Raw genomic sequence first — 24975 nt, 5'->3', positions numbered from 1 at the left:
CAGATCGCTTCCCATTGGTCGCCAGCTCAGAAAAGACCAAATATGCGACTAACTGTGTCCACAATGCCGAGCGCACGAAGTCGCAGCCCAGAGCCTCAGGTTCCGGGCACTCGCCATCCCCCGAATTACCCACCTTTCCCCACCCTGATCCACCGATCGTCGAGGGCTCACCTTCGAAATAATTCCAACATCGGAGAAGGGCCCGTGCGAGAGCGCAAGGCCCGCGGTAATCCAGACGCAAACGACGGGCGGCGCAGGCCGCTCACCTCACTCAGGGGCTTGGCTTGAACATTCGCAAATTCATCGGTGGCACCAGCCGCGACGCGTTGCGCCTCGTGCGCGAAGCGCTGGGTGCGGACGCCGTCGTATTGTCGAATCGCACGCTCGACGACGGCAGCGTCGAAATCGTCGCGCTCGCGGACCGCGACCTCGCAGCGCTCGCGCCGGCGGACGGCGGAGCGCCCTTTGGCGGTGCGCCTCTCGGCGGCACATCGTCCGCCGGTGGTCAGGCGCAGGCTGGCGCGGGCTTCGCGGCGAAGCCGTCGCGCGCCGCGATCGGCGCACCGCCTGCCGCCAGCACTGCGGCGACCGCTGGCAACCCTTACGCAAGCGGCGGCATGCCCGACGTGTTCTCATCGGTGTTCGGCGCGAGCCCGGAGGTGGGCGCGGAGCGCGACGCCGCTGGGGCGGACGCCGCGGCACAAGGCGAAGCCGATGAAGGCAACCACGACAGCGACAGCGACGACACCGCCGTCTCTCTCGGACAAGCCACGCAGGCAAAGCTGAGCGCCGAAGCGTCCGAAGCCGCGGCAAAGCCGTTCTCCGCTTCGCGTGCCGCGGCGGGCCAGCAAGCCAGGCAACCCGCAGTCGAGTCCCAGGACGCACCGCGCACGATGGCCGAATCGAACCCCTGGCTGATCGACCACGCGCGCCGTATCGCGAATCAGCAAGCGAACCAGCAAGCGAACCGGGACACGGCCCAGCCGGGCATGACGCCGGCCGCCGCGATGGCGAAGGGCCTCGGCGTGGCCGCCGACCCCACGCATCGCGCCGATATCGACGCGAACACGCCCGAATGGGCGCGCCAGGCTGCGCACGTCGCGGCGCGCCGCGCGGCCCGCAGCATTGGCCAGAGCCCCGATGCGGCCGGCCCGGCGCCCGCCGCTCAAAGCGTTCAAAGCGCCCCTAACCCGGCCCAGGCCGCCCAGAGCGCACAACCCGCCGCGCCCAGCACCGCACAAACGGTGAGCGAAGCGATCCGCGCGCGCATCGAGCAGGTCGTCAACGAAACCGTGATGCACGAGCTCGCCTCCATGCGCGGCATGATGGAAGAGCAGTTCGCGGGTCTCCTGTGGGGCGAGCATCAGCGCCGCAACCCGATGCAGGGCGCGCTCACGAAGCAGCTTTTCGCGGCCGGCTTTTCGGCGCAGCTCGTGAAGATGGTGGTCGACCGCCTGCCCAGCGTGGAAACCGAAGAGGCCGGCATGGAGTGGGTTCAGTCGGTGCTCGAATCGAACCTGCCCGTGCTCGAGGACGAAGAAGCGCTCATGGAGCGCGGCGGCGTATTCGCGCTGATGGGCCCGACCGGCGTGGGCAAGACCACGACCACGGCGAAGCTCGCGGCGCGCTGCGTGATGCGCTTCGGCGCGAGCAAGGTCGCGCTGCTCACGACCGACAGCTACCGCATCGGCGGCCACGAGCAACTGCGCATCTTCGGCAAGATCCTCGGCGTCTCGGTGCATGCGGTGCGTGACGGCGCCGATCTGCAACTCGCGCTCACCGAGCTCAAGAACAAGCACATCGTGCTGATCGACACGATCGGCATGAGCCAGCGCGACCGCGCCGTGACCGACCAGATCGCCATGCTGTGCGGCACGGGGCGCCCGGTGCAGCGCCTGCTGCTGCTTTCGGCGACCAGCCACGGCGACACGCTCAACGAAGTCGTGCAGGCGTACCAGCACGGCCCGGACAACTCGCCGCTCGCGGGTTGCATCCTCACCAAGCTCGACGAAGCGACCAACCTCGGCAGCACGCTCGACACGGTGCTGCGCTACAAGCTGCCGGTGCACTACGTCTCCACGGGCCAGAAGGTGCCAGAGAACCTGTACGTGGCCACGCGCCGCTTTCTCGTGCGCAGCGCGTTCTGCGTGCCGCGCGATCGCTCGCCGTTCGTGCCGCACGAGGACGATATTCCCGCGCTGCTCTCCGCGCTCTCGACGCGCTCGGCCACGCAAGCTCCCGAGGTCCGGTTTGGATAAGTTCGTGATCGATCAGGCAGAAGGCCTGCGACGGCTGCTCGCGCGCGAAGGCTCGCGCGTGATCGCCGTGACCGGCGGCCACGGCGCACCCGGGCGCACGACCGTGGTGATCAATCTCGCGGCCGCGCTGATCGCGCTGGGCAAGGACGTGCTCGTGATCGACGAGTGCCTTGGTCCGCGCTCGGTCAGTGCGCAGCTCGGCGGCGGCATGCGCGGCGTGAGCAACGAAGCGCGCGGCAATGCCGCAAGCCTCGCAGGAAACTTCGCGCCGAATTTCGCGGCGGTGATGCGCGGCGAGATTGCGCTGGACCAGGCCGTGGCGCGGCATGCGCTGGGCTTCGGCGTGCTGGCCGCGCCGCGCGAGCAGTGCGTGGGGGCGCAGCTGGATGCGCCATTGAGCAAGCTGCTGGCCGGTCCCGCCGATTTCGTGCTGATCGACGCGCGGCTCGACGCCGAAGGCGCGCTCTCGCCGCTCGCCTTGCACGCGCACGACGTGCTGATCGTGATGCGCGTGACCGCGCAGGCGATCACCGACGCCTACGCCTGCATGAAGCGGCTGCATTTCGCGCATGCGATTGGGCAGTTCCGCGTGCTTGCGAACCACGTGGCGAGCGCCGCCGACGCGCAAGCCGCGCTCGAGAATCTCGCGGGAGTGGCGAGCCGCTACCTCGCGGTATCGCTGGAGCGCGCGGGCAGCGTTGCCGCCGATCCGCACATGCCGCGCGCGCTGCAACTGTCGCGCTGCATCGTCGATGCGTTTCCGTCGACGGCTGCCGCGCGAGATTTTCGCCACGTGGCGGCCGAACTGCCGCACTGGCCGCTGCGCCCCGCGCTGTTGGCATCGGCGGGCGCGCCGGCGAGTCCGGAGCAAGCGGCGAATTCATTCGTTTCATCCGCCACGGACGCCCCGTCCGCGAGCGCGACGGCCTATGCGGGATGGCGGGCGGATTCGCCCGTGCACGCGCATCGGCACGTGTGACGGACACAGGAAGGAGAGCCAGATGTATAACGCTCAAGGAAAGATTTCGCAGGCCGAAGTGCTCGCGAAGTACGCGCCGCTCGTGCGGCGGCTCGGATTGCAGCTCGTGGCGAAAATGCCCGCGAGCGTGGATCTCGACGACTTGATCCAGGCCGGCATGATCGGCTTGCTCGACGCTGCGAATCGCTACAAGGAAGATCAGGGCGCGCAGTTCGAGACCTACGCGAGCCAGCGCATTCGCGGCGCCATGCTCGACGAGCTGCGCAGCAACGACTGGCTGCCGCGCAGCCTGCGGCGCACCTCGCGCGAAGTGGAAAGCGCGGTGCATCAGGTGGAGCAGCGGCTTGGCCGCTCGGCGAGCGAGACGGAGATTGCCGAGCATCTGCAGATGCCGCTCGACGAGTACCAGAGCATGCTGCAGGACCTGCACGGCAGCCAGCTCATCTACTACGAAGACTTCGACCGCTCCGCCGACGACGAGCCGTTCCTCGACCGCTATCGCGTCGATCACTCGGACCCGCTCTCGGCACTGCTCGACGAGAGCCTGCGCGGCGCGCTAGTCGAGGCGATCGAGCGGCTGCCCGAGCGCGAGAAGCTGCTGATGTCGCTGTATTACGAGCGCGGCATGAACCTGCGCGAGATCGGCGCGGTGCTGGAGGTGAGCGAGTCGCGCGTGTGCCAGTTGCACAGCCAGGCGGTGGCACGCTTGCGGGCGCGGCTGCGCGAGATGTCATGGGCGGGGACGGAGCATTAGTCGGGCGTAGTGGCGAGGGGTTTCAAACCCTACATGGATGTGTACATCGCGTCATGATGACAACCGCTTCGAGAAGTCCGTCATCAAGCCGGAAACGACTGCGCCGGCCATGGGGTTCGTGATGCTGCAGCGCGCCGTGACGCGCGCTGAGTTCGCTCAGATGCCAAGTGTGAGCGACGTGCTGGCGCGTCGGATTACACGCACGCTGCTCGACTTTGGATCGCTGAATGCGTCTTCGCCGCGAGGCGATCTTTCCTTTGGACTGCCCTTGAAGAGCCTTCCGTTTCTGTTTCCAGGGCTTTGGCCGGAGGTTGATCAGGGGTGAAATGTTTTTTATGGTTTTTGCTGATTTGTGGGGAAGTCGTTTCGCGACCCACTGCTGACAGTCGACCACCAAGCGTTGAAAGGCAGGTATAGGGGCTCAGCAGTCCGTCTATCGTGGCTTTGCACACAGGCAAACCGACGAACATCCCGGTGAAACGCCCAAACCTTGTTCATTGACACATATCAACCGCGTCTGCCGCCACTCGCTCATCATCAGCTATCGAAACAGGGCATGCTGGGGGCGAGTTATGAAAGGACGCATATTCGTCATTGGCGCCTCATTGAGCGGGATTAACGCGCTTTCGCGGCTGATCGCGCTACTTCCCGAGAATTTCCCATCTTCAGTATTTATCACGCAGCATGTGGGCGCTCACAGCCCGGGCATGCTGCCCCAGATTCTCAGCAACGCGGGACGACTGAAGGCCATACATCCCAAGAACACCGAGCTAATCGAGCCGGGGCGAATCTATGTGGCGCCACCGGATCGCCATATGCTTGTGCAGCGAGGATATATACGCCTGTCTCATGGCCCTCAGGAAAATCACACACGGCCCGCTATCGATCCGCTTTTCCGGTCGGCGGCCATCTCTTATGGCCCAGCCGTGGTGGGAGTCGTATTGACCGGACAGCTTGACGACGGTACGGCTGGCTTGCTTGCAGTCAAGGACAGGGGCGGCACCGCCATTGTGCAGGAGCCTTCCGAAGCAACAGCGGCCTCGATGCCTAAAAGCGCTCTCGCCCACGTCAAAGTGGATTACTGCTGCAAATTGGCAGAGATGGCAGCACTTTTCGTTCGTCTCGCCAATGACGACCCGGAGCCCAATGAGGACCGTAATCTCGATGAACTTATCGATATCGAAAACCGGATCGCCGAGGGTATCTTCGATCTTCAGGACTGGTGGAAGCTCGAAGGGATGAGCAGTCCATGTGGTCTGAATTGTCCTATTTGTCGAAGCGCCCTTTACGAGCTGCGCGACAAACGAATGATGCGATTCAGATGCCGCGCGGGACATGCTTTTTCCGCAGAAAGTCTCCTTGCGGAACAAGCTGACTCCAGGGAGACACAGCTCTCGGCTCTGTTCGGTTCGCTTACCGAAGAAGCGACGCTTGCGAAGCGCCTGAGAGACGCGCCTGTCTACAAGGAGCGCATCGACTTGACTGCGAGCCTGAACAGCAAGATCCAAGGCATAGAAGTGGAGTCCACACAGGTTTGTGAATGGCTACGCGCGCTAACTAATCTGGTAGAGCCCGATCCCGACGGAGGATTCTGACCTGCGGGAACGCCCGTCTGCAGGCTGTAAGATGTCGGCTTGAGCGGCGTAAAGCGGCCGCCTGAGGCAGCCTCGGCCGACCACAGCCCATCCCGGAGCGCGCGTTATTTCCAAAAAGTCAGAGCAGAATTTTCCATCACCGCCGACAGCACCAGATCCACTGTCCTCGCAGTTAGCACCCGGAAACAAAAAAGCCGAAGCCCCCGTGCTTCGGCTTTTCAATTCCCCACGCAACTGCCAACCACGCGAGGAACAAGGGCCAGTTACAGCCCGAACGCCGGCAGGCGTCCATCCGGCCCGTACAGCATCGACGTGCCGTTGCCGGTTTCGCCCCGCAAAATCGCGAGCGCCCGGCGATTATGTTCCATGCGGGTGCGAACCATCATGCCGATCGTCAGGTTCTGCCGGCGCGCGCGCTCGGTCGAGCCCAAGAGCCGCGCCCACTGGCCCGCGAGCCGCGCGTCGCCGTCGCAGGCCATCTCGATGCCCTTGCGTCCGGCCGGCAGGCCGAGCCCGGCCAGTTGCGCGTCGCGCACCTTCTCGAGCCCCGCCATGCGCTGCGTGAGCGTCGTCTTCTGTTCGACGATCTGCGGCAGCGCATCGATGCCGTCCGCCGTCGTGAGCGCCTTCTCCTCGAAGGCGAGCAGCGAGGCGAACGCCTCAACCGCGGCGTGTTCGTCGATCAATGTGGCGAGAAGCGCGTCTTTCATCCGGGACCACCTGAAAATGCGGGTTGCGGGACAGCCTGGCGCCCGCGCCCTGCGATTTAGCCGCCCGAGGCCGGCTTGAGCAGGCCGCGCGCGGTTTCGATAATGCCGTCGGCGATCTTGCCGGCGTCGATCTGCAGCGTGCCGTTCTTGATGGCGTCCTTGATCGACTGGACCTGGCCCATGTCGATGTCGGCGGCGCCGCTCGCCGCGAGCGAGCGCAGCGAAGAGGACAGCGACGAAAGACTCACGTTGGCGTCTGCGCTAGTACCCGCTCCGATGGCGCTCGATGCCGCGCCGGCCGATGCCGTGCCGCCCGCGCCTGGCGCGCTCGCGGATTCGCCTTGCTGCGTGCGCGCCGGGCCATCCTGGAGCGAACGCGCGTCATTGCGGTTGGAGGTGTCGATTTTCACGATTGGGCTTCCTGATCCGTATGGCCTTGATAACGGCAACGCTGCGCGCGAACTTTAGCGCGAAAGTCCTGCCGTTACATGCTGTTACGTGTCCTTGCCCACATGGCCGCCGCACCGCATTTTTTACCGGACCGGCAATCCTGCCCTAAATCTGCACCTGCACCGTGGCGGCATCTTTCACGACGCCGCTGATGATCTGCCCGCCGGCCGTGCGCACGCGCACCATCTGGCCTGGCGCGGCGTTATTGAGCACGCTGCCTTCGGCGGAAATCGTGAAGTTCGAGCCCACCGCGACCACCTTGACCGTCTGGCCGATCACCACCGACGAGGCGCTGCGCAGCATGTCGGTGCGCAGCGGCAAGCCTGCCGTGATGCGCGCGAGCGCGACCGCGCCGTTGGCCTGCGTAGGGTCGGTGATGATGGTCTGCGGCAGGCTTGCGAGGTCGCCTTCGCGCGGCATGAAGTCGGCGGCGGAGAGCGTCTGGCCGGCGTCGATCTGGCGGGCGGCCACGTAATAGGTGATGTCGACGGCCACGCGCCCCACCACATAGAGTGTCCACGGTTTCGCGCCGACGCAGCGCACGCCCACCGTCGTGCGGCCCCACATGCGCGCGCCCGGCGGCATGAACGGTTCGAGCGCGGCGCAAGCGGCGAGGCCGCGCGGAAACACCGGCCCGACGCTCACGCTCACCTTGCCCGGCAAGCCCGCGGCCTGCTGCTGGAGGAAGGCGACCACGGTGGCGCGAATGCGTTCGCCGTCCTCCTGGCCCGGCGGCAGTTGCGCGCTCTGCCCATAGGCCGCGGCGCTCGCGACTGCGGCGGGCGTGGTGGGCGCGGAACGGGCGGCGGTTACAGCCGGCGCACGCGTGACCGGCACGGTGGAGAGCTTCGCGGCGGCAGCCGGCGCGGCCGTTTCGACGACGACCGGGGCGACCGCGCTAGACGGCCTGACGACATTCACGCGCTGCAATCCGCCCGTGCCTGCGTTGCCGCTCATGGCGGCAGCCGGATATGCAGACGCATTCGCAGATGCATTCGCCGCTGGCACGCGCATGGGTTGAACGGCGCGCGCGAGCGCGGGGCGCGGCGTGGCCGCGCCGGCGGTGTTAGGTGCGCCCGGCGCGGGAATCGTGACGATCTCGGGCGTGGCGGCTTCGCCCGCGCGGCCGCGCTCGCCGGGCCCGGGGATCGCGATCATGCCCGGCTGGTTTTGCGCTTGCGCGAAATCCTGCTGCGGATCTTGCTGCGCGCTTTGCGTGCGGCGAGCGAGCATGGCTGCGTTCTGGGCGTAAGCGTTAGCGCTCGCGCTGGCGTTTGCCGCAGCGCCCCTCGAACCCGCGCCGCCGCCCTGCGCGAGCATCGCGCTCATCCGCGCGGCGTCCGAGCCCGCGCGGTCGCCGGGGCCCGCGATATAGATCTGCTGCCCAGCCGCTTCGGCTTCGCTTTGTGCGTGCGCGGCGCCGCTCACGGCCAGCGCCGCAAGCACGAGCGCAAGCGCACGCGAGATCGAACGGCGCTGCGCGCGGCGCGCCTCAGCCTCGCGGCGCGCGCCGCGCACACGAAGGGGGGCTTTGTGCGGCATCGTCGTTCTCCATTCATTGCATTGACACGCCTCGCATTCTAGGCGGCGGCCCTCGCGTGCTTGCGTCGAATAGAGGGGGCCTTTACCGGCTATTCGTCCGATTGGTTCTTGTCAGGCGCGCCTAACATTCGTCTCCATGCGTAAAGGCCTGCGGGCCTCGCCCAGTTGCCGGATGCGCGATGCATGCACCGGCGCAGCCCCTCAACTCGAGTCACGGAGAACGCCCGATGCTGGACAAACTCGATGCCGAATTCGCCTTTGGCCGCGAAGCGCTCGATGTACGCGCAACGCGCCAGGCGTTGCTGTCCTCGAACATCGCGAATGCCGATACCCCTGGCTACCGGGCGCGCGACGTCGACTTCTCGGCCTCCCTCGCGGGCGCGCTCAGGCAAGCGGGTGCGGCCACGCCGGGCATCGCTGCTGCGGGCGTCGCTGGCGGCGCGAGCGGCAACTTCCGGCCGCTCGCCCTGGCGCAGCCGGCGGGCGTGACGAGCGGCATGTCGATGGCCGCGACCGAGGCGGGCCATATGGCCGGCAACACGAAGCTGATCCCGACCGGCGGCCAGGCGGACACCTACACGAGCCCGGTGATGTACCGCAACCCGACGCAGCCCGCGCTCGACGGCAATACGGTCGACCTCGACACCGAGCGCGTGCAGTTCGCCGACAACGCGCTGCATTTCGAATCGGGCATGACGGTGCTTTCGCAGCAGATCAAGACCATGCTCTCGGCGATCCAGTCGGGTTCGAACTGAACGAACCGAGTGAACTGAAGGACAACGAAACCATGCCATCCCTGATGAACATTTTCAGCGTTGCGGGCTCCGCCATGTCGGCGCAATCGCAGCGGCTGAACGTGACGGCGTCCAATCTCGCCAACGCCGACAGCACGACCGGCCCCGACGGCCAGCCCTACAAGGCCAAGCAGGTCGTGTTCGCGGTCGACCCGCTCGGCGGCGCGCGCACGGCTTCGGGCCAGCAGGTGGGCGGCGTGAAGGTGACCGGCGTGGTCGACGACCCCACGCCCATGAAGCAGAGCTACCAGCCCGACAACCCCGCGGCGGACGCCAACGGCTACGTCTCGATGCCGAACGTGGACCCGGTGCAGGAGATGGTGAACATGATTTCGGCGTCGCGCTCGTATCAGGCCAACATCGAGACGCTGAACACCGCGAAGACGCTGATGCTCAAGACCCTGACCATCGGCACCTGAGACAGCGGCGCCTGAACCAGCAGCCCCGCGCACTAAACGGCAACACCGCGCAACATCGAGCCAGCAACGTCAAGCGAGGAGAACGCGTTGACCTCCAGCAACACCACCATCGGCGGCAGCACCGCCACCGTGTCGCAGCAACTGCTCGACACCATGAATCCCACGGCGGCTGCGTCGGGCAAATCCTCGGCCAGCGGCACGGGCAGCACGAGCGGCACCGACTTGCAGAACACCTTTTTGCAGTTGCTCGTCACGCAGTTGCAGAACCAGGACCCGACCAATCCGATGGACAGCTCGCAGATGACCTCGCAGCTCGCGCAGATCAACACGGTCACGGGCATCCAGCAGCTCAACACGTCGCTCTCGTCGCTTTCGACGCAGCTCTCGGCGGGCCAGAACGCGCAGGCCGCGCTGCTGATCGGCTCGACCGTGCTCGCGCCCGGCAGCAGCATGACGGTGACGAGCGGCGCAGCGCCGCAACTGGGCGTGACGCTGCCCGCGGCCGCCTCGGACGTGAAGCTCACGATCACCAACTCGGCGGGCCAGGTCGTCAATACGCTCGATCTCGGCGCGCAGTCGGCGGGCACCATCCCCGTTACCTGGAACGGCACCGACACCGCAGGCAACGCAGTGGCCGACGGCGCCTACACGGTGAGCGCGAGCGCGATCGTCAACGGCCAGGCCGGCACGGCCACCGCGCTCGTCGCGAGCAAGGTGCAGGGCGTGATCCAGCAATCGGACGGCGGCGCGGGCCTCTCGCTCGCCAACGGCAAAACGGTCTCGCTCTCGGGCGTGGCCGGCATTCTCTGAACCAGACAAGATTTAAGCGGAGTCGACACTCATGGGCTACCAGCAAGGATTGAGCGGCCTCGCCGCAGCGTCGAACGACCTCGACGTCATCGGCAACAACATCGCCAACGCGAACACGGTGGGCTTCAAGCAGAGCACCGCGCAGTTCGCCGACGTCTACGCGAACACCGTCGCCACCGCGGTCAATACGCAGATCGGCCTGGGCGCGGCGCTCTCGCAAGTGCAGCAGAACTTCTCGCAAGGCACGATCACCACGACCGGCCAGGCGCTCGACGTCGCCATCAACGGCAACGGCTTCTACCAGATGTCGAATAACGGCACGGTCACGTACTCGCGCAACGGCGTGTTCCAGCTCAACAAGGACGGCTACATCACCGATGCCTCGGGTCTCCAGCTGATGGGCTATGGCGCGGGCACGAACGGCGTGGTGAACACGGCGCAGACGGTGCCGCTCCAGGTGCCGACGACCAATATCTCGCCGGTCATGACCACCAGCGTCACCGCGCAGCTGAACCTGAACGCGCAGTCCACCGCGCCTGCCGCGACGCCGTTCGACGCCACCAACTCGAACACCTACAACTATTCGACGTCGATCACGGCATACGACTCGCTGGGCGGCACGCAGCAGGTCAACATGTATTTCGTGAAGGGCGGCCTCGACGCGAGCGGCAACCAGCAGTGGAATGTCTACGCGGGCACGGCGGGCGCGGTGTCGTCGACGGCCGCGGGCACGATGACCTTCGACAATGCCGGCAAGCTTCTCTCCACGGCCGATTCGACGGGCACTGCCACCACGCTCGGCGATATTCCCATCACGATCAACCCGACCGACGGCTCGAAGACCAACCAGGCGATCACGCTGAACTTCTCGGGCACGACGCAGTACGGCAGCGCCAACGGCGTGAACAACCTCGGGCAGGACGGCTATGCGAGCGGCACGTTGTCGAACTTCACGATCGGCGCGGACGGCACCATCACCGGCAACTACTCGAACGGCCAGACCAAGACGCTCGGCCAGGTCGTGCTCGCCAACTTCAACAATCCGAACGGCCTGTTGAACCTCGGCGGCAACCAGTTCCAGCAAACGGCCGCCTCGGGCGTGCCGCAGGTCTCCACGCCCGGCAGCACCAACCACGGCACGCTCACCGGCGGCGCGGTGGAGTCGTCGAACGTCGACCTCACGAACCAGCTCGTCGACCTGATCACGGCGCAGCGCAACTACCAGGCGAACGCGCAGACCATCAAGACGCAGCAGACCGTCGACCAGACGCTGCTGCAGATGTAAGCCGCGCAGGCACCTCTAACGCACCGGGCACATCATGGACCGACTGATCTACACCGCGATGACGGGCGCCAGCCAGGCGCTCGAGCAGCAGGCCGTAGTTGCGAACAACCTCGCAAACGTTTCGACCACGGGCTTTCGCGCGCAGCTCGCGAATTTCCGCTCCGTGCCGATGTCGTTCGGCGACGGCTCGAGCGTGAACAACACGACCACGCGCACCTTCGTGCTGTCGTCCACGCCCGGCGCGGACATGACGCCCGGCGCGATCTCGCGCACCGGCAACCCGCTCGACATCGCCATCCAGGGCTCGGGCTTCATCTCCGTGCTGACGCCGGACGGCAACGAGGCCTACACGCGCGCGGGCAATCTGCACGTCGACGAGAACGGCCAGCTCGTGACCGCCGCGAATGACCAGGTGATCGGCGGCGGCGGCCCGATCGCGGTGCCGCCGGGCTCGGCGGTGACGATCGGCCAGGACGGCACGGTTTCGGCGATCGCGCCGGGCAGCCCAGCGAGCGCCATCGCCATGATCGACCAGATCAAGTTCGTGAACCCGCCCGCGGGCTCGCTCACGCGCGGCGACGACGGCCTCTTTCGCACCGCCGACGGCAACCCCGCCGACGCCGACCCGAGCGTGCAGATCGCCACGGAGTCGCTCGAAGGCAGCAACGTGAGCCCGGTGGCGGCGATGGTCTCGATGATCGACAACGCGCGCCAGTTCCAGATGCAGACCAAGCTGCTGCAAACCGCCGACCAGAACGAACAGAGCGCGAACCAGCTGCTCAACTTCAGCTAAGCCCCAGGCCTTTAAGCCTTCCCGGAGAAAGACACCGTGAACCGATCGCTCTACATCGCCGCCACTGGCATGAACGCGCAGCAGGCGCAAATGGACGTGATCTCCAACAACCTCGCGAACGTGAGCACCAATGGCTTCAAGGGCTCGCGCGCGGTGTTCGAGGACCTCATGTACCAGACGCTGCGCCAGCCCGGCGCGAACTCCACGCAGACCACCGAGCTGCCCTCGGGCAGCCAGGTGGGCACGGGCGTGCAGCAGGTCGCCACCGAGCGCCTCTACACCCAGGGCAACCTGCAGCAGACCGGCAACTCGAAGGACGTGGCCATCAACGGCGCGGGCTTTCTGCAGGTGCAGATGCCCGACGGCACCACGGCCTACACGCGCGATGGCTCGTTTCAGACCAACTCGCAGGGCCAGCTCGTGACGTCGAGCGGCTATCCGGTGCTGCCCACCATCACGGTGCCCGCCAACGCCACCTCGCTCACCATCGGCAGCGACGGCGTGGTGACCGTCACCACGCCCGGCTCGTCGAACAACACCACGGTCGGCTCGCTGCAACTGGCCATGTTCATCAACCCGGCCGGCTTGCAGAGCAACGGCCAGAACCTGCTCTCGGAAACCGCCTCGTCGGGCGCGCCCACGGTGACCACGCCGGGCCTCAATGGCTCGGGCACGCTCAATCAGGGCTATGTGGAAGCCTCGAACGTGAACGTGGTGCAAGAGCTCGTGAACATGATCGAGACGCAGCGCGCCTACGAGATCAACAGCAAGGCGGTCACGACCTCCGACCAGATGCTGCAGACGCTGAGCCAGATGCAGGTTTGAGCATGAGCCCGTCCGTACCAAACCTCGCTCGGCAGCACGCGGCGCACACGAATGCGCGAGCGGGGCTGCACACCGCCGTGGCGGCCATCGCGCTCGCCACGCTGGCGGGCTGCGCCTATATTCCGAACCGGCAGCCGATCACCCAGCAGCCGATGACGGCCGTGCCGCCGTCGCCGCCGGTCAACAGCTCGCCGGGGTCGATCTACAACCCCGGCTACGTGGGACGGCCGCTGTTCGAGGATCAGCGCCCGCGCAATATCGGCGACATTCTCACCATCGTCATTTCCGAAAACATCAACGCGACCAAGTCCTCGGGCGCCAACACCAAGCGCGGCGGCAGCACGAACCTGGCCGCGCCGGTTGCGGGCTTCGCTCCGGGCTTCTTCACGCGCATGAATCTCACGGCGTCGGGCGCGAACCAGTTCGACGCAACGGGCGGCGCCAACGCATCGAACACCTTCACGGGCGTGATCACCGTGACCGTGACGAACGTGCTGCCCAACGGCAACCTCGTGGTCTCCGGCGAGAAGCAGATGCTGATCAACCAGGGCAACGAATACGTGCGCTTCTCCGGCGTGGTGAACCCGAACACCGTGGCCGGCGACAACTCCGTGCTCTCGACCGATGTGGCCGACGCGAAGATCGAATACTCCGCGAAAGGCGTGATCGACGAAGCCGAGACCATGGGCTGGCTGCAACGCTTTTTCCTGAATATCGCGCCATGGTAAAGATCCGCTTCCGCCACACGCGCCGCTCGCGCGCGAAGGACCTGCTCACCGCACTGGGCTTCGTGGTCGGCCTCATCTTCGCGTGCGGCGCGCTGCTGGCTTACGCCGTGCCCGCGCATGCCGAGCGCGTGAAAGACCTCGTGTCGATCACCGGCGTGCGCGACAACCCGCTGATCGGCTATGGCCTCGTGGTGGGCCTCGACGGCACCGGCGACCAGACCACCCAGGCGCCGTTCACGACCCAGACGCTCGCGAACATGCTCGCGAACCTCGGAATCTCGATCAACAACACGTCGAGCGCGACGGGCTCCTCGCAGACGCTCAACAACATGCAGCTGAAGAACGTCGCGGCCGTGATCGTGACCGCCACGCTGCCGCCGTTCGCGCGGCCCGGCGAGCAGATCGACGTGACGGTGTCCTCGCTCGCCAATGCCAAGAGCATTCGCGGCGGCACGCTGCTGCTCACGCCGCTCAAGGGCGCCGACGGCCAGGTCTACGCCATCGCGCAGGGCAACGTGGCGGTGGGCGGCGCGGGCGCGTCGGCCAACGGCAGCAAGGTGCAGGTGAACCAGCTCGCGGCGGGCCGCATCTCGGGCGGCGCGACCGTGGAGCGCGCGGTGCCGTCGCCGGTCGCGCAAGGCGGCGTCTTGCAGATGGAAGTCAACGACATGGACTACGACACGACGCAGCGCATCGTGGCGGCGGTCAACAACCTGTTCGGCCAGGGCACGGCGGCGGCCGTGGACGGCCGCACGATCCAGGTGCGCGGTCCAGTCGATCCCGCACAGCAGGTGAGCTTCATCGCGCAGATCCAGAATCTCGACGTGCGCCCGGCGCAGCCCGCGGCCAAGGTGATTCTCAACGCGCGCACCGGCTCGATCGTGATGAACCAGATGGTCACGCTCGACAGTTGCGCGGTGGCGCACGGCAATCTCTCGGTGGTCGTGAACACGCAGACGGCGGTGAGCCAGCCCGGCGCGTTCTCGAACGGCCAGACGGTGGCGGCGCGCCAGTCGCAGATCCAGTTGAAGCAGGACAACGGATCGCTCAAGCTAGTGACGGCGGGCGCCAATCTCGCGGAAGTCGTGAAAGCGCTCAACGCGCTGGGCGCGACGCCCGCGGATCTCATGTCGATCCTGCAGGCGATGAAGGCGGCAGGCGCGCTGCGCGCCGATCTTCAGATCATCTAGGAGCGAACATGGACAACGCGAATCTCGGCACCAGCCTCGACCTCACCAACCGCTTCGCGCTGGACGTGCAGGGCTTCGACTCGATGCGCGCCGCCGCCAATGCCTCGCCGCAGCAGGGCGTGAAGATGGCCGCGAAGCAGTTCGACGCCGTGTTCACGCAGATGATGCTCAAAAGCATGCGCGACGCGACGCCCGACGACGGCCCGCTCGACTCGAAGGACGGCGCGCAGTTCGTCTCGATGATGGACCAGCAGCTCGCGCAGCAGATGTCGAACAAGGGCATCGGCGTGGCGAACGCCATGATCAAGCAGCTCATGCGCAGCATGGGCGGCGATGCAGGCGGCGCGGGCGGCGCGGGCGGCGTGGGTGGCGCGGGGGGAGTCGGCGGCGGCGCGGGCGGCATTTCCGGCGCCATGTCGGGAATGTCGGGCGCGGGCGGCAGCGGCAACGAAGGCAACATGGCGATGCTCAACGCGCTGGGCCGCGCCTACGGCAACGCCGCCGCGAACGGCGCGCTCGGCCGCTCGCAGGGCTGGAACGCCAACAGCGCGCTCACGCCGCCGATGCACGGCAACGGCGACGAAAAGGTGGACGCCTTCGTGAACAAGCTCGCGAACGGCGCGCAGCAGGCGAGCGCGGCCACCGGCATCCCGGCGCGCTTCATCGTCGGCCAGGCGGCGCTGGAGTCGGGCTGGGGCAAGCGCGAGATCATGAAGGCCGACGGTTCGACGAGCTACAACGTGTTCGGCATCAAGGCCACCAAGGACTGGACCGGCAAGACCGTCTCGACCATGACGACCGAGTACGTGAACGGCGCGCCGCACCGCGTGGTGGAGAAGTTCCGCGCCTACGACTCCTATGACGACGCGATGGCCGATTACGCGAGCATGCTCAAGAACAATCCGCGCTACGCCTCGGTGATCAACAACTCGCACAGCGCGGAAAGCTTCGCGCACGGCATGCAGCGCGCGGGCTACGCGACTGACCCGCACTACGCAAAAAAGCTCATGTCGATCATGCAGCAGATGGTCTGATCGGGTGTTCGTGAGCTCAAACGCGGAATATTTGCACGGCGCCCCTAAATTTCCGGCCGCGGCTGCCGCTAATGCAGGCGAGATCCAAAAAAATCTGGGGCGGGGATAACCGCCAGGACGGCGCGCGGCGGTTCAGCCCACGGCGCGCCGGCATGTCCACGAAATTCCGCCAGGCCGATGAATACCGTTCAGTCGAATCAACAGGAAGCTCACGAAGGCGAAGTCCCCGACTATGGCCGGCGCAACCCGCTGGAAGTCGGCGTGCAGTTGCGCAACCTCGCCAATCGCGGCGACTTCCTGACCTTGCAATACGGCGCGGGCCAACTGGTCACGCGCATCCTCGAAGTGAACACGCGCGAGCGCAACTTCGTGTTCGACTGGGGCGCCCTCCCCGAGCAGAACCGCGACGTGCTCGCGAGCGCGCGCTGCCAGTTCCACGCCTCGCCCGACGGCGTGCGGGTGGAATTCGCCACCGCCACGCCGCGCGAGACCGAATTCGAAGGCCGCCCCGCCTTCGAGGCCGATTTCCCCGAGGTGCTCTATTACATTCAGCGCCGCGAGTACTTCCGCGTCGATACGCCGGTGCTGGAGCCCTGCCTGTGCCGGGGCGCAATGCCCGCCGACGGTGAGCGCTTCCAGTTCGAGGTGCACGACCTCTCGCTCGGCGGCATCGGCCTGCGCACGACCGACGAGCGCGCGGCGAACTTCGAAATGGGCCTGACGATCGCGAACGTCGAGCTCGACTTGCGCTCGCACGGCACGCTGCGCGTGGATCTCGCGCTCGCGGTGCTGCGCTTCATCGACTTGCCCAACGGCGACCGGCGCTATCACCTCGGCTTCCGATTCGTGGCGCTGCCGGGCGCGGCGGAGAACAGCCTCCAGCGCTACATCACGCAGCTCGAAATGAAGCGTCGCGCGTTCCAGCGCGCCTGAGCTTCGCGACGGGGCTGCGGGCCGCAGGTGCTCACGCACATGCTCATGCAGGCGCTCAATTTTCGCGCCTCGCTGCCGTTATTACATGGGTTCATCCACGCGGCCCAACGACCCATCGCCCCATCGACGGGGTGCCGGAAAGGCCGCTCCTGAGGATCAAGCATGTCCAATATCTTCTCGATCGGGCTTTCCGGGTTGCAGGCGGCCCAGGTCGGAATTGCCACCGCCGGCGAGAACATCAGCAATTCGTCGACCACCGGCTACAACGTGGAAACTGCGGTCTACCAGGAAGCGGCCGGCCAGTACACGGGCTCGGGCTACCTGGGCGGCGGCGTGACCACGGCCACGGTGCAGCGCGCCTATAGCCAGTACCTCACGAGCGCATTGAATGCCGCGCAATCCAGCAACAGCGCGCTCACCGCGTCGTACACGCTTGCCACGCAGCTCTCGAACCTCGTGGGCAGCCCGACTTCGGGCATCGCCACGTCGATCACGACGTTCTTCTCGGGACTGCAGAACGTTTCGAACTCGCCCGCGAGCACGGCCACGCGCCAGACCGCGCTGTCCGACGCGCAGTCGCTCGCCGACCAGATCAACGCCGCCGGCCAGCAATACGATGCGATGCGCCAGAGCGTGAACACGCAGTTGTCGAACGCGGTCACGCAGATCAACACCTACACGCAGCAAATCGCGCAGCTCAACACGCAGATCTCGATGGCGAGCAGCGCCGGCCAGCCGCCGAACCAGTTGCTCGACCAGCGCGACCTCGCGATGACGAACCTCTCGCAGCTCGTGGGCGTGCAGGTCGTGCAGAACAGCAGCGGCTATAGCGTGTTTCTCGGCAACGGCCAGCCGCTCGTGGTGAGCGGGCAGAACTACAACCTGGGCACGCAGTCCTCCAACTCGAACCCCGCGGAAATGACCGTGGCCTGGCAAGGGCTGCCGGGCTCGACCACCCAGGCGCAGCCGCTTTCCAGCGCGGCATTGCAGGGCGGCACCGTGGGTGGCCTCGTCTCGTTCATGCAGAACACGCTGGATCCGGCGCAGGCGCAGCTGGGCGCGATCGCCACGAGCTTCGCCGCCCAGGTGAACCAGCAAAATGCGCTCGGCCTCACGCTCGGCGGCGCTCCGGGCGGCGCGCTGTTTACCGTGGGCGGGCCGGTCGTCACGGCCAATCTCGGCAACAACCCCAGCAGCACCGGCGCGGTCTCGGCCACGCTCACCAACGCCGCGAACCCGCCCACCGACAACTACACGCTCTCGTATTCGAGCGCGGCGGGCGGCACCTGGACGCTCACCGACACGACCACCAACACGGTGCTCGGCTCGACCACCACCCAGCCGAGCCAGAGCAAGCCGTTCGCGCCCGCCGGCAGCGGCCTGTCGATCACGTCGACGGGCACCATGAACGACGGCGACGCGTTCTCGATCCAGCCGACCGCGGGCGCGCTCGACAGCTTCGCCGTCGCGACGAGCGACCCATCGCTGATCGCGGCGGCCTCGCCGGTGCTGGTCGCGGCGGGCGGCACCAACACGGGCACGGCCAGCGTCACGCAGGGCACGGTCAGCGCGGGCTATGCGGTGGCTTCGCCGGGCCTGCAACTGAGCTATGCGGCCTCGGGCTCGGGCACCGGCACGCTCTCGGGATTTCCGGTGGGCTCGACGGTCTCCGTCACCGTGCCGGGCTCGAGCACGCCCACGCCGTACACGATCACGAGCAGCACCACGACGATCCCCTACGACTCGAGCACGGGCGCGACCATCGCCATCAGCGGCGACGCCAGCGGCACGGCCAACAACGTCAGCTTCACGATGACGGGCGCGCCCGCGGACGGCGATACCTTCACCGTCGCGCCGAACACGAGCGGTGCGCAGGACGGCCGCAACGCGCTCGCGCTCGCGAACCTCACTTCGGGCACGGTGTTCGCCGGTTCGCAGACGCTCACCAACGCGTACTCGAACTACGTGAACACGATCGGCAACACGGCGAGCCAGTTGAAGGCGTCGAGCACCTCGCAGCAATCGCTCGTCACGCAGCTCACCTCGCAGCAGCAGTCCGTGCAGGGCGTGAACCTCGACGAAGAGGCCGCCAAACTGCTGCAGTTTCAGCAGCTCTACCAGGCCAACAGCAAGGTGATCCAGACGGCGGCTTCGCTGTTCCAGACCCTGCTCGGCATCTTCCAGTGAGGCGCTGACCCATGCGTATCGCGACTTCCCAGTTTTATTCGTCCAGCGTGGCGACGATGGAGAACCAGCAATCGCAGCTGCTCCAGACGCAACAGCAGATCTCGACTGGCGTATCGCTCTCGACGCCGGCCGACAACCCGCTCGGCGCGGCCCAGGCCGTGCAGCTCTCGGCCACCAGCGCGACGCTCACGCAGTACGCGTCGAACCAGAACATGGCGCTGTCCTCGCTGCAGCTCGAGGACTCGACGCTCGGCAGCGTGACGACCACGCTGCAGGCCATCGGCCAGCAGGTTCAGTCGGCGATCAACGGCTCGCTCAACGACGCCGACCGCCAGGCGCTCGCCAAGCAATTGCAGGGCGAACGCAGCCAGCTGCTCACCCTCGCCAACACCACCGATGGTCAGGGTAACTATCTGTTCTCGGGGTTCAAGAGCACGTCGCAGGTGTTCACCAACGCCACGGGCGGCGGCGTGACGTATAACGGCGACTTCGGCCAGCGCCTGGTCCAGGTGGGCGGCTCGCGCCAGATCTCGGTGAGCGACACGGGCGCGGCGGTGTTCCTGAGCGTCTCGGCAGCGGGCTCGCAGGCCGTGGCCGGGGGCAGCATGCAGAACACGGGCACCGGAACCATCAGCGGCGTCACGGTGACCGATCCGACCCAGGCCACCAATGGCCATCCGCTGTCGATCCAGTTCGGTACCGACGCCACCTCCGGCGCGCTCACGTATTCGGTGATGGATAACTCGACCAATCCGCCGGCGACGCTCGCGCTGAATCAGCCCTACACGGATGGCGCGCCGATCGACCTCGGCGCCGCCGGCAAGATCGGCATGAACGTGACGATTTCGGGCACGCCCGTGGCCGGCGATACGTTCTCGGTCACGCCGGCCACGGCGCCGCAGAACAGCAGCGTGTTCAGCACCATCGACAGCGTGATCGCCGCGCTGCAAACGCCGGTGAACGGCAGCCCGGCGGCGGGCGCCAATCTCACGAATGCGCTGCAAAGCGGCTTCACCGCGATCGGCAATTCGATCTCGAACGTGGTCACGATCCAGGCGTCGGTGGGCGGCAGAGAGCAGGAAGTGAAGGCGCTGCAAACGGTGACGTCGACGAATGCGTTGCAGGTGACGTCCAATCTCAGCGATCTCACGAGCACCGACATGACCGCAGCGATTGCTCAGTACACGCAACTTTCCAATGCGCTGACCGCTTCTCAGAAGAGTTTTGCTGCGACTCAGAATCTTTCGCTATTCCAGTACATCAATCCCTGACGGGCATTGCCAGGAGCGGTTTCCTGAATCAAAAAGCGGAGGTGCGCGTTCGGCGCACCTCCGCTTTTTTTATCTCTGAGCCCGGGTTCTTTTAAGGGTCATCTTACGTATCACTTTCTTTCGACCCAATAGAATCCTCGCTCTGCTTACGTTTACCTACATTTCTCAGATGCGCTTATATAAGCAATCCGAAGAGAACCCGGCGTGGGAATAGACCATAGCGCCCCGTCCGGGTAATGAAAAGAACTCGTTACAAGGTCAGGAAATGAGCTACAACAAGTCCATTCGCCACCGACGCTCCCGAACGCCCCATCAGCCCGCATTCCGGCTCGCGATCATGCCTGCCATGCTGACTGCGGCTCCAGGCTATGCGAACGGCGCCGGTGCGGTCGAAGGCGGGGTCGTCGCGGCGGGTATCGGCACCATCGCCACACAGGGCGCCAAAACGACGATCAACCAGGCCACCGACAGGATGGTCGTCAACTGGAACAACTTCGACATCGCCCGTGACCAGAGCGTGGCGTTCAACCAGCCCAGCGCGACCTCGGCGGTGCTCAACCGCGTGACGACAGCGGCGGCGCCCACCCAGATCGACGGTGCGCTGACGGCGAACGGCCGGGTGTTCGTGGTCAACCCCTCGGGCGTGATGTTCGGCAAGACGTCGCAGGTGAACGTGGGCAGTCTGGTGGCGTCGACGCTCAACGTCGACAGCCAGAAGTTCATGGACGGCGGCGAACCCGTCACCGGCATCATGAACCTGTCCGCGAACGGCGGCCAGGGCGTCGTCTCGAACGAGGTCAGATCAACGCGCGCGAAGCCGTCGTGCTGCTCGGCGCGCAGGCGACCAGCCAGGGCACGATTCGCGCGAAGGACATCACGCTCGGCGCCGCCGACGGCGTGGCCATGCAGATGAACGGCTCGGGCTTCAAGGTCATGCTCGGGCGCGAAGCGCAGAACGCGCTCGCGGCCCATCAAGGCCGATGGTTCGGGCACAGGCAACCTGAACCAGAACGCGAACCTGGAAGCGACGAAAGGTTCGGTCAACCTCACCGGCACCAACGTCACGCAAAAGCTCGGCGTCAACACCTATGCCGGCAACGGCATGAATATCGGCGCAAGCGGAACGCTCCAGGCAGGGCTGCTGAGCGGCAAGACCGTCTCGGTCGAGGGTGACAGCGTCTTCCTGCTGCGCGACGTGAATGCCGACGGCGATATAGTTGCTCACGCAACTAATCGCGTTTGCACGCCCGCCGACGCGGGATGCAAGACCGGCACGAAGGGCGTGATCCAGTTGGGCAACATCACAAGCCGCAACGGTGGCGTCTTGCTGGCCGTCGATCCGGGCGTCTCGATCGATCCGGCGACCGGCATCCCGACGATCGCCTATACCGGCATGATCGGCCAGTACCCGACGACGCAGACTCGCGCGGCCACCGACATTGTGCTGCGCGGGGTTGCTGTCATCGCGGGCAACAACACGGCGGGCAAGTCGATCACGGTGGAAGCCGCGGCCCCGACGTATCTGGGCACGCTGTCGGCGCCGACGATCAACCTGCCCACGCCGATCACCATTAGCGGCCAGTAACGGGCAGCAGTGGCGGCATCGATTGCCGGGCGCACTCTCCCGGTGATCGCGCCGACGATCAACCGCCCGTCTCCAGCCGGCTTTGGCGCCAATTGGCCGGCTCATACGACAAGGGGGAGGCACGCGTTGCCTCTCCTTCCCTGATTGGCCTTCCCACACCCTTTCGCGTTCCGGCGCCGCCGGCATGTCTTGCGGATTGGGTCGCGCCGATTTGCACCCCTGATTTTCTTCGCACCTTGAAAGCCTCCAACCGGTACCGGCACCTTTGCCATCGCCTCGGCCCTGCCTGTTTGCCGCTGCTCGGCCTGACGGCGTGGCATGTTTCCGCACAAGCCTTCGAACTCCCCAACGCCGGCGCGTTGATCCGGCAGAACGCCGATACGACGCGCGGCATCGAAGGCGAGTCCGGCGGCGAGCGCGTGAGCGCGTTGCCGCCGTCGACGCCGGCCCAGACGCCGCCCGCCGAGGGCGAGTTCAGCTTCGTCGTCAACGCATTCACCTTCGATGGCGCACTTTCCTACGCGGAGCAGCAGCGCGTCGACGCCTTCCTCGCGCCGTGGCGCGGGCGCAGCGTGACGCTCGCACAATTGCATGCGCTGCGCGACGAACTGACAACGGTGCTGTACAACGGCGGCGATACACTCGTGCGCGTGACGCTGCCGCCGCAGACCGTCACGGCAGGCGTGGTGCGCTTCGGCATCGAGCGCGCCCATGTGGAATCGGTCGCCGTGAAGAATGGTTCGAAGGTACATGCCCGGCCTCGGCGACCAGTTGCAGGCGACCGTCTACTTCACGCCGCGTTTCATGCAGACGAGCTCGGGCGAAGAAGGGCGAACGCGCCTCGGCCGGCTGTCCTACGACATGCTGACCGGCTTGGGCGCGAGCCGGGCGGGCATTGCGTACTCGCATGTCGATTACAAGCTTGGCGAGGAATTCAGCGGCCTCGGCACGGGGAGCGCCGACGTTGCCAGCGTATATGGCTCTTCGCCGGTGATCCGCACCGCCAATGCGAGTCTCGACCTCGGCGCGAGCATGGAGGCGTGGTTCACGACCGACGAGCGGCTCGACAACATCCTCGTGAGCCGGCAACGCAACTACGTTGCGTCGATGCGGGCCGACGGCAACTACTACGGCAAGTGGGGCGAGCGCCGCAACGCGACGCAGTACAGCTTCGTCACGAGCTATGGCACGACCACGCAGAAGGAATACGACTACAGCAGCGCCAACCCCGAGTATGTGGACCGCCGGTTCAATTCCCTGAAGATCGAACCGTCCGCGACTTTCATTCAGGCGCTGACATCGACCACGCAAGCGACGCTCTCGGTGCATGGCCAATGGGCGAGCCGCAGCCTGAACGGTTCGCAGCGGCTCGGCCTGGGTGGACCGACGGCCGTGCGCGCGTACGACCAGAACACCGCGTCTGTCGACGACGGCGTGATTGCTTCCGTTGGCGTGAGCCAGTTCATCCCGCCGCTGCCGGGCGTCGCGTTGCAGGTTTTCTATGTCGACGCGCGCGGCCGGATCCGCAGCGATGGCGCCATGACGGGGGCGTCGGTGCACTTGCAGGGTTACGGGATTGGTGCGAGCTATAGGGGCAAGCGCGTGTCGGCGCAGATCAGCTACGCGATGCGCGCGGGACCCGCGCCCGAGCATGCGGCGCGTCAGCAGACGTGGGTGACGGTTACGGCGGCGATTTAGGGAGGCCGCACGGTGTTGCAGAACCTCACGGCACTGGCCGCAACCCCGCCGCGACCCGCCCCATCTGCTCGACCCCGCCATCGAAAAGCCGCGCGAAGTACGGAATCAAATTCGGCATCATCAGCTGAATCAGCAGCAAGCCCACCAGCATCGTGAGCGCAAATCCAATCTGAAAGATCCCGATCTGCGGCGCGGCGCGATTCAAAATGCCGAGCGAGATATTCGTGATGAGCAACGCCACCACCACCGGCAGCGAGAGCAGCAGCCCGGCATTGAACACCGTCGCGCCCCAGCTCACGATCAGCCGGTAGCCATTGCCGGAAAGCACGTTCGCCGACACCGGCACGCTATGAAACGTCTCCACCAGCGCGGCAATCATCTGCAAATGCCCGTCGAAGACGAGAAACGCGAGCATCGCCATGATGTTGAGCCACGACGAAAGCGCAGGCGTAGAAGTATTGGCCTGCGGATCGAAGAATGACGCAAAGCCCAGCCCCATCCCCAGCCCCATCAAATCGCCGGCCGCCGTCACCACCGCGAACACGATCTGCATCGTAAAGCCCAGTGCCGCGCCGATCAGAAACTGATTAACCAGAATCCACACGCCCTCAGCCGAAAACACCGTGACCTGCGGCATGGACTGAAGCGTGGGTGCAACGATCAGCGTCGTGAACGCCGCAAGCCCGATCTTCACGCGCGTGGGCACGGAGCGATGGCCCACCAGCGGCGCGGCGGCCACCAGCGCGAGAATGCGCGTGAACGGCCAGAGGAACGCGGTGAGCCAGAGATTGAGCTGAGCGTAGGTGACGGTGAACATCGGCGGGCGTCTGCGAACGCAGGAAAGCGTGCGGGAATATGACCGCTCAGCTCGCGAGCGCCGGAATGCTCGCGAACATGCGATGCATGTAGTCGAGCATCGTCGTGAGCATCCACGGTCCGGCAATCACGAGCGTCACCGCAATCGCGATGAGCTTGGGAATGAACGAGAGCGTGCTTTCGTTGATTTGCGTGGCCGCCTGGAACAGGCTCACCACGAGACCCACCGCGAGCGACACGAGCAACAGCGGCGCGGCCAGCAGCAGCGCCACGTACATGGCTTCGTGCGAAAGGGTCAAGACGGTTTCGGGCGTCATGG

General features: G+C 66.1%; 25 protein-coding genes and 1 pseudogene. 21 read left to right on the top strand and 5 right to left on the bottom strand.

Annotated elements, in window-relative coordinates:
- Nucleotides 1–284: 284 nt before the first annotated feature.
- The 5 genes from flhF to P5W98_RS14095 all read left to right on the top strand — a co-directional run bounded on the left by flhF (nt 285) and on the right by P5W98_RS14095 (nt 5586).
- Nucleotides 285–2258, top strand: coding sequence for a flagellar biosynthesis protein FlhF (flhF, locus tag P5W98_RS14115; RefSeq protein ID WP_434718065.1), 1974 nt, complete (start codon nt 285–287; stop codon nt 2256–2258).
- Nucleotides 2251–3237 carry a MinD/ParA family ATP-binding protein gene (locus P5W98_RS14110; protein ID WP_421073826.1) on the top strand — a complete coding sequence of 329 codons (987 nt, stop codon included), beginning with the start codon at nt 2251–2253 and terminating at the stop codon, nt 3235–3237. The genes flhF and P5W98_RS14110 overlap by 8 nt, the downstream gene beginning before the upstream one ends.
- Before the next feature lie 22 nt (nt 3238–3259).
- Entirely contained in the window at nt 3260–3991 is a 732-nt protein-coding gene (locus P5W98_RS14105; RefSeq protein WP_421025027.1) for an RNA polymerase sigma factor FliA, read from the top strand.
- Nucleotides 3992–4028: 37 nt separating this feature from the next.
- The gene (locus P5W98_RS14100; protein ID WP_421073825.1) at nt 4029–4316 is read left to right on the top strand and encodes a hypothetical protein; all 288 of its coding nucleotides are present in this window, start codon (nt 4029–4031) and stop codon (nt 4314–4316) included.
- A gap of 247 nt (nt 4317–4563) precedes the next feature.
- Nucleotides 4564–5586, top strand: a complete 1023-nt coding sequence (locus P5W98_RS14095) for a chemotaxis protein CheB (RefSeq protein WP_421025025.1) — start codon at nt 4564–4566, stop codon at nt 5584–5586.
- 263 nt (nt 5587–5849) lie between these two features.
- Here the strand turns inward: P5W98_RS14095 and P5W98_RS14090 are convergent, their stop codons facing one another.
- The 3 genes from P5W98_RS14090 to flgA all read right to left on the bottom strand — a co-directional run bounded on the left by P5W98_RS14090 (nt 5850) and on the right by flgA (nt 8288).
- The gene (locus P5W98_RS14090) at nt 5850–6296 is read right to left on the bottom strand and encodes a flagella synthesis protein FlgN (RefSeq protein ID WP_421025024.1); all 447 of its coding nucleotides are present in this window, start codon (nt 6294–6296) and stop codon (nt 5850–5852) included.
- A 56-nt stretch (nt 6297–6352) separates the two neighbouring features.
- Entirely contained in the window at nt 6353–6706 is a 354-nt protein-coding gene (flgM, locus tag P5W98_RS14085) for a flagellar biosynthesis anti-sigma factor FlgM (RefSeq protein ID WP_421025023.1), read from the bottom strand.
- Nucleotides 6707–6851: 145 nt separating this feature from the next.
- Complete coding sequence (gene flgA / locus P5W98_RS14080; protein WP_421025022.1) at nt 6852–8288, bottom strand: flagellar basal body P-ring formation chaperone FlgA; 1437 nt, start codon at nt 8286–8288, stop codon at nt 6852–6854.
- Nucleotides 8289–8515: 227 nt separating this feature from the next.
- Here flgA and P5W98_RS14075 point away from each other — a divergent pair, with 227 nt between their 5' ends.
- The 16 genes and pseudogenes from P5W98_RS14075 (at nt 8516) to P5W98_RS14000 (ending at nt 23840) form a co-directional block, all read left to right on the top strand.
- The gene (locus tag P5W98_RS14075) at nt 8516–9043 is read left to right on the top strand and encodes a flagellar basal body protein (RefSeq protein WP_421025021.1); all 528 of its coding nucleotides are present in this window, start codon (nt 8516–8518) and stop codon (nt 9041–9043) included.
- 32 nt (nt 9044–9075) lie between these two features.
- Nucleotides 9076–9501, top strand: coding sequence for a flagellar basal body rod protein FlgC (gene flgC, locus P5W98_RS14070; RefSeq protein WP_421025020.1), 426 nt, complete (start codon nt 9076–9078; stop codon nt 9499–9501).
- A gap of 153 nt (nt 9502–9654) precedes the next feature.
- Entirely contained in the window at nt 9655–10311 is a 657-nt protein-coding gene (locus P5W98_RS14065) for a flagellar hook assembly protein FlgD (protein WP_421025288.1), read from the top strand.
- 31 nt (nt 10312–10342) lie between these two features.
- Nucleotides 10343–11596, top strand: coding sequence for a flagellar hook protein FlgE (flgE, locus tag P5W98_RS14060; RefSeq protein WP_421025019.1), 1254 nt, complete (start codon nt 10343–10345; stop codon nt 11594–11596).
- A 34-nt stretch (nt 11597–11630) separates the two neighbouring features.
- Nucleotides 11631–12389 (top strand): flagellar basal-body rod protein FlgF, encoded by a 759-nt coding sequence (gene flgF / locus P5W98_RS14055; RefSeq protein WP_421025018.1) that lies wholly within the window; start codon nt 11631–11633, stop codon nt 12387–12389.
- A 36-nt stretch (nt 12390–12425) separates the two neighbouring features.
- A complete protein-coding gene (flgG, locus tag P5W98_RS14050) occupies nt 12426–13214 on the top strand; it encodes a flagellar basal-body rod protein FlgG (protein ID WP_421025017.1) in 789 nt (262 codons plus the stop codon).
- Between the two features lie 2 nt (nt 13215–13216).
- The gene (locus P5W98_RS14045) at nt 13217–13942 is read left to right on the top strand and encodes a flagellar basal body L-ring protein FlgH (RefSeq protein ID WP_421025016.1); all 726 of its coding nucleotides are present in this window, start codon (nt 13217–13219) and stop codon (nt 13940–13942) included.
- Nucleotides 13936–15132: a flagellar basal body P-ring protein FlgI gene (locus tag P5W98_RS14040; protein ID WP_421025015.1), complete on the top strand. Its 1197-nt coding sequence runs from the start codon at nt 13936–13938 to the stop codon at nt 15130–15132. The genes P5W98_RS14045 and P5W98_RS14040 overlap by 7 nt, the downstream gene beginning before the upstream one ends.
- An 8-nt stretch (nt 15133–15140) precedes the next feature.
- Nucleotides 15141–16166, top strand: coding sequence for a flagellar assembly peptidoglycan hydrolase FlgJ (gene flgJ / locus P5W98_RS14035; protein WP_434718064.1), 1026 nt, complete (start codon nt 15141–15143; stop codon nt 16164–16166).
- A gap of 177 nt (nt 16167–16343) precedes the next feature.
- Nucleotides 16344–17099 carry a flagellar brake protein gene (locus tag P5W98_RS14030; RefSeq protein WP_421025013.1) on the top strand — a complete coding sequence of 252 codons (756 nt, stop codon included), beginning with the start codon at nt 16344–16346 and terminating at the stop codon, nt 17097–17099.
- A gap of 162 nt (nt 17100–17261) precedes the next feature.
- Nucleotides 17262–19286, top strand: coding sequence for a flagellar hook-associated protein FlgK (gene flgK / locus P5W98_RS14025; protein ID WP_421025012.1), 2025 nt, complete (start codon nt 17262–17264; stop codon nt 19284–19286).
- A gap of 11 nt (nt 19287–19297) precedes the next feature.
- Complete coding sequence (gene flgL, locus P5W98_RS14020) at nt 19298–20557, top strand: flagellar hook-associated protein FlgL (RefSeq protein ID WP_421025011.1); 1260 nt, start codon at nt 19298–19300, stop codon at nt 20555–20557.
- 265 nt (nt 20558–20822) lie between these two features.
- Complete coding sequence (locus P5W98_RS14015) at nt 20823–21470, top strand: filamentous hemagglutinin N-terminal domain-containing protein (RefSeq protein WP_434718063.1); 648 nt, start codon at nt 20823–20825, stop codon at nt 21468–21470.
- A 189-nt stretch (nt 21471–21659) separates the two neighbouring features.
- Nucleotides 21660–22142, top strand: a complete 483-nt coding sequence (locus P5W98_RS14010) for a hypothetical protein (RefSeq protein WP_434718062.1) — start codon at nt 21660–21662, stop codon at nt 22140–22142.
- Nucleotides 22143–22561: 419 nt separating this feature from the next.
- A pseudogene (locus P5W98_RS14005) lies at nt 22562–22774 on the top strand (ShlB/FhaC/HecB family hemolysin secretion/activation protein); the annotation flags it as partial.
- A gap of 118 nt (nt 22775–22892) precedes the next feature.
- Entirely contained in the window at nt 22893–23840 is a 948-nt protein-coding gene (locus tag P5W98_RS14000) for a ShlB/FhaC/HecB family hemolysin secretion/activation protein (protein ID WP_434718061.1), read from the top strand.
- 25 nt (nt 23841–23865) lie between these two features.
- Here the strand turns inward: P5W98_RS14000 and fliR are convergent, their stop codons facing one another.
- Nucleotides 23866–24657: a flagellar biosynthetic protein FliR gene (gene fliR / locus P5W98_RS13995; protein WP_434718060.1), complete on the bottom strand. Its 792-nt coding sequence runs from the start codon at nt 24655–24657 to the stop codon at nt 23866–23868.
- 46 nt (nt 24658–24703) lie between these two features.
- The gene (gene fliQ, locus P5W98_RS13990) at nt 24704–24973 is read right to left on the bottom strand and encodes a flagellar biosynthesis protein FliQ (protein WP_421025006.1); all 270 of its coding nucleotides are present in this window, start codon (nt 24971–24973) and stop codon (nt 24704–24706) included.
- Nucleotides 24974–24975 lie beyond the last annotated feature (2 nt).

The sequence above is a fragment of the Paraburkholderia sp. A1BS-2L genome (genome assembly GCF_051125205.1).
In the GTDB taxonomy this organism is placed as follows: domain Bacteria; phylum Pseudomonadota; class Gammaproteobacteria; order Burkholderiales; family Burkholderiaceae; genus Paraburkholderia.
The sequence above is the reverse complement of the archived record's forward strand: the minus strand, read 5'-3'. Positions and strand labels throughout refer to the sequence as shown.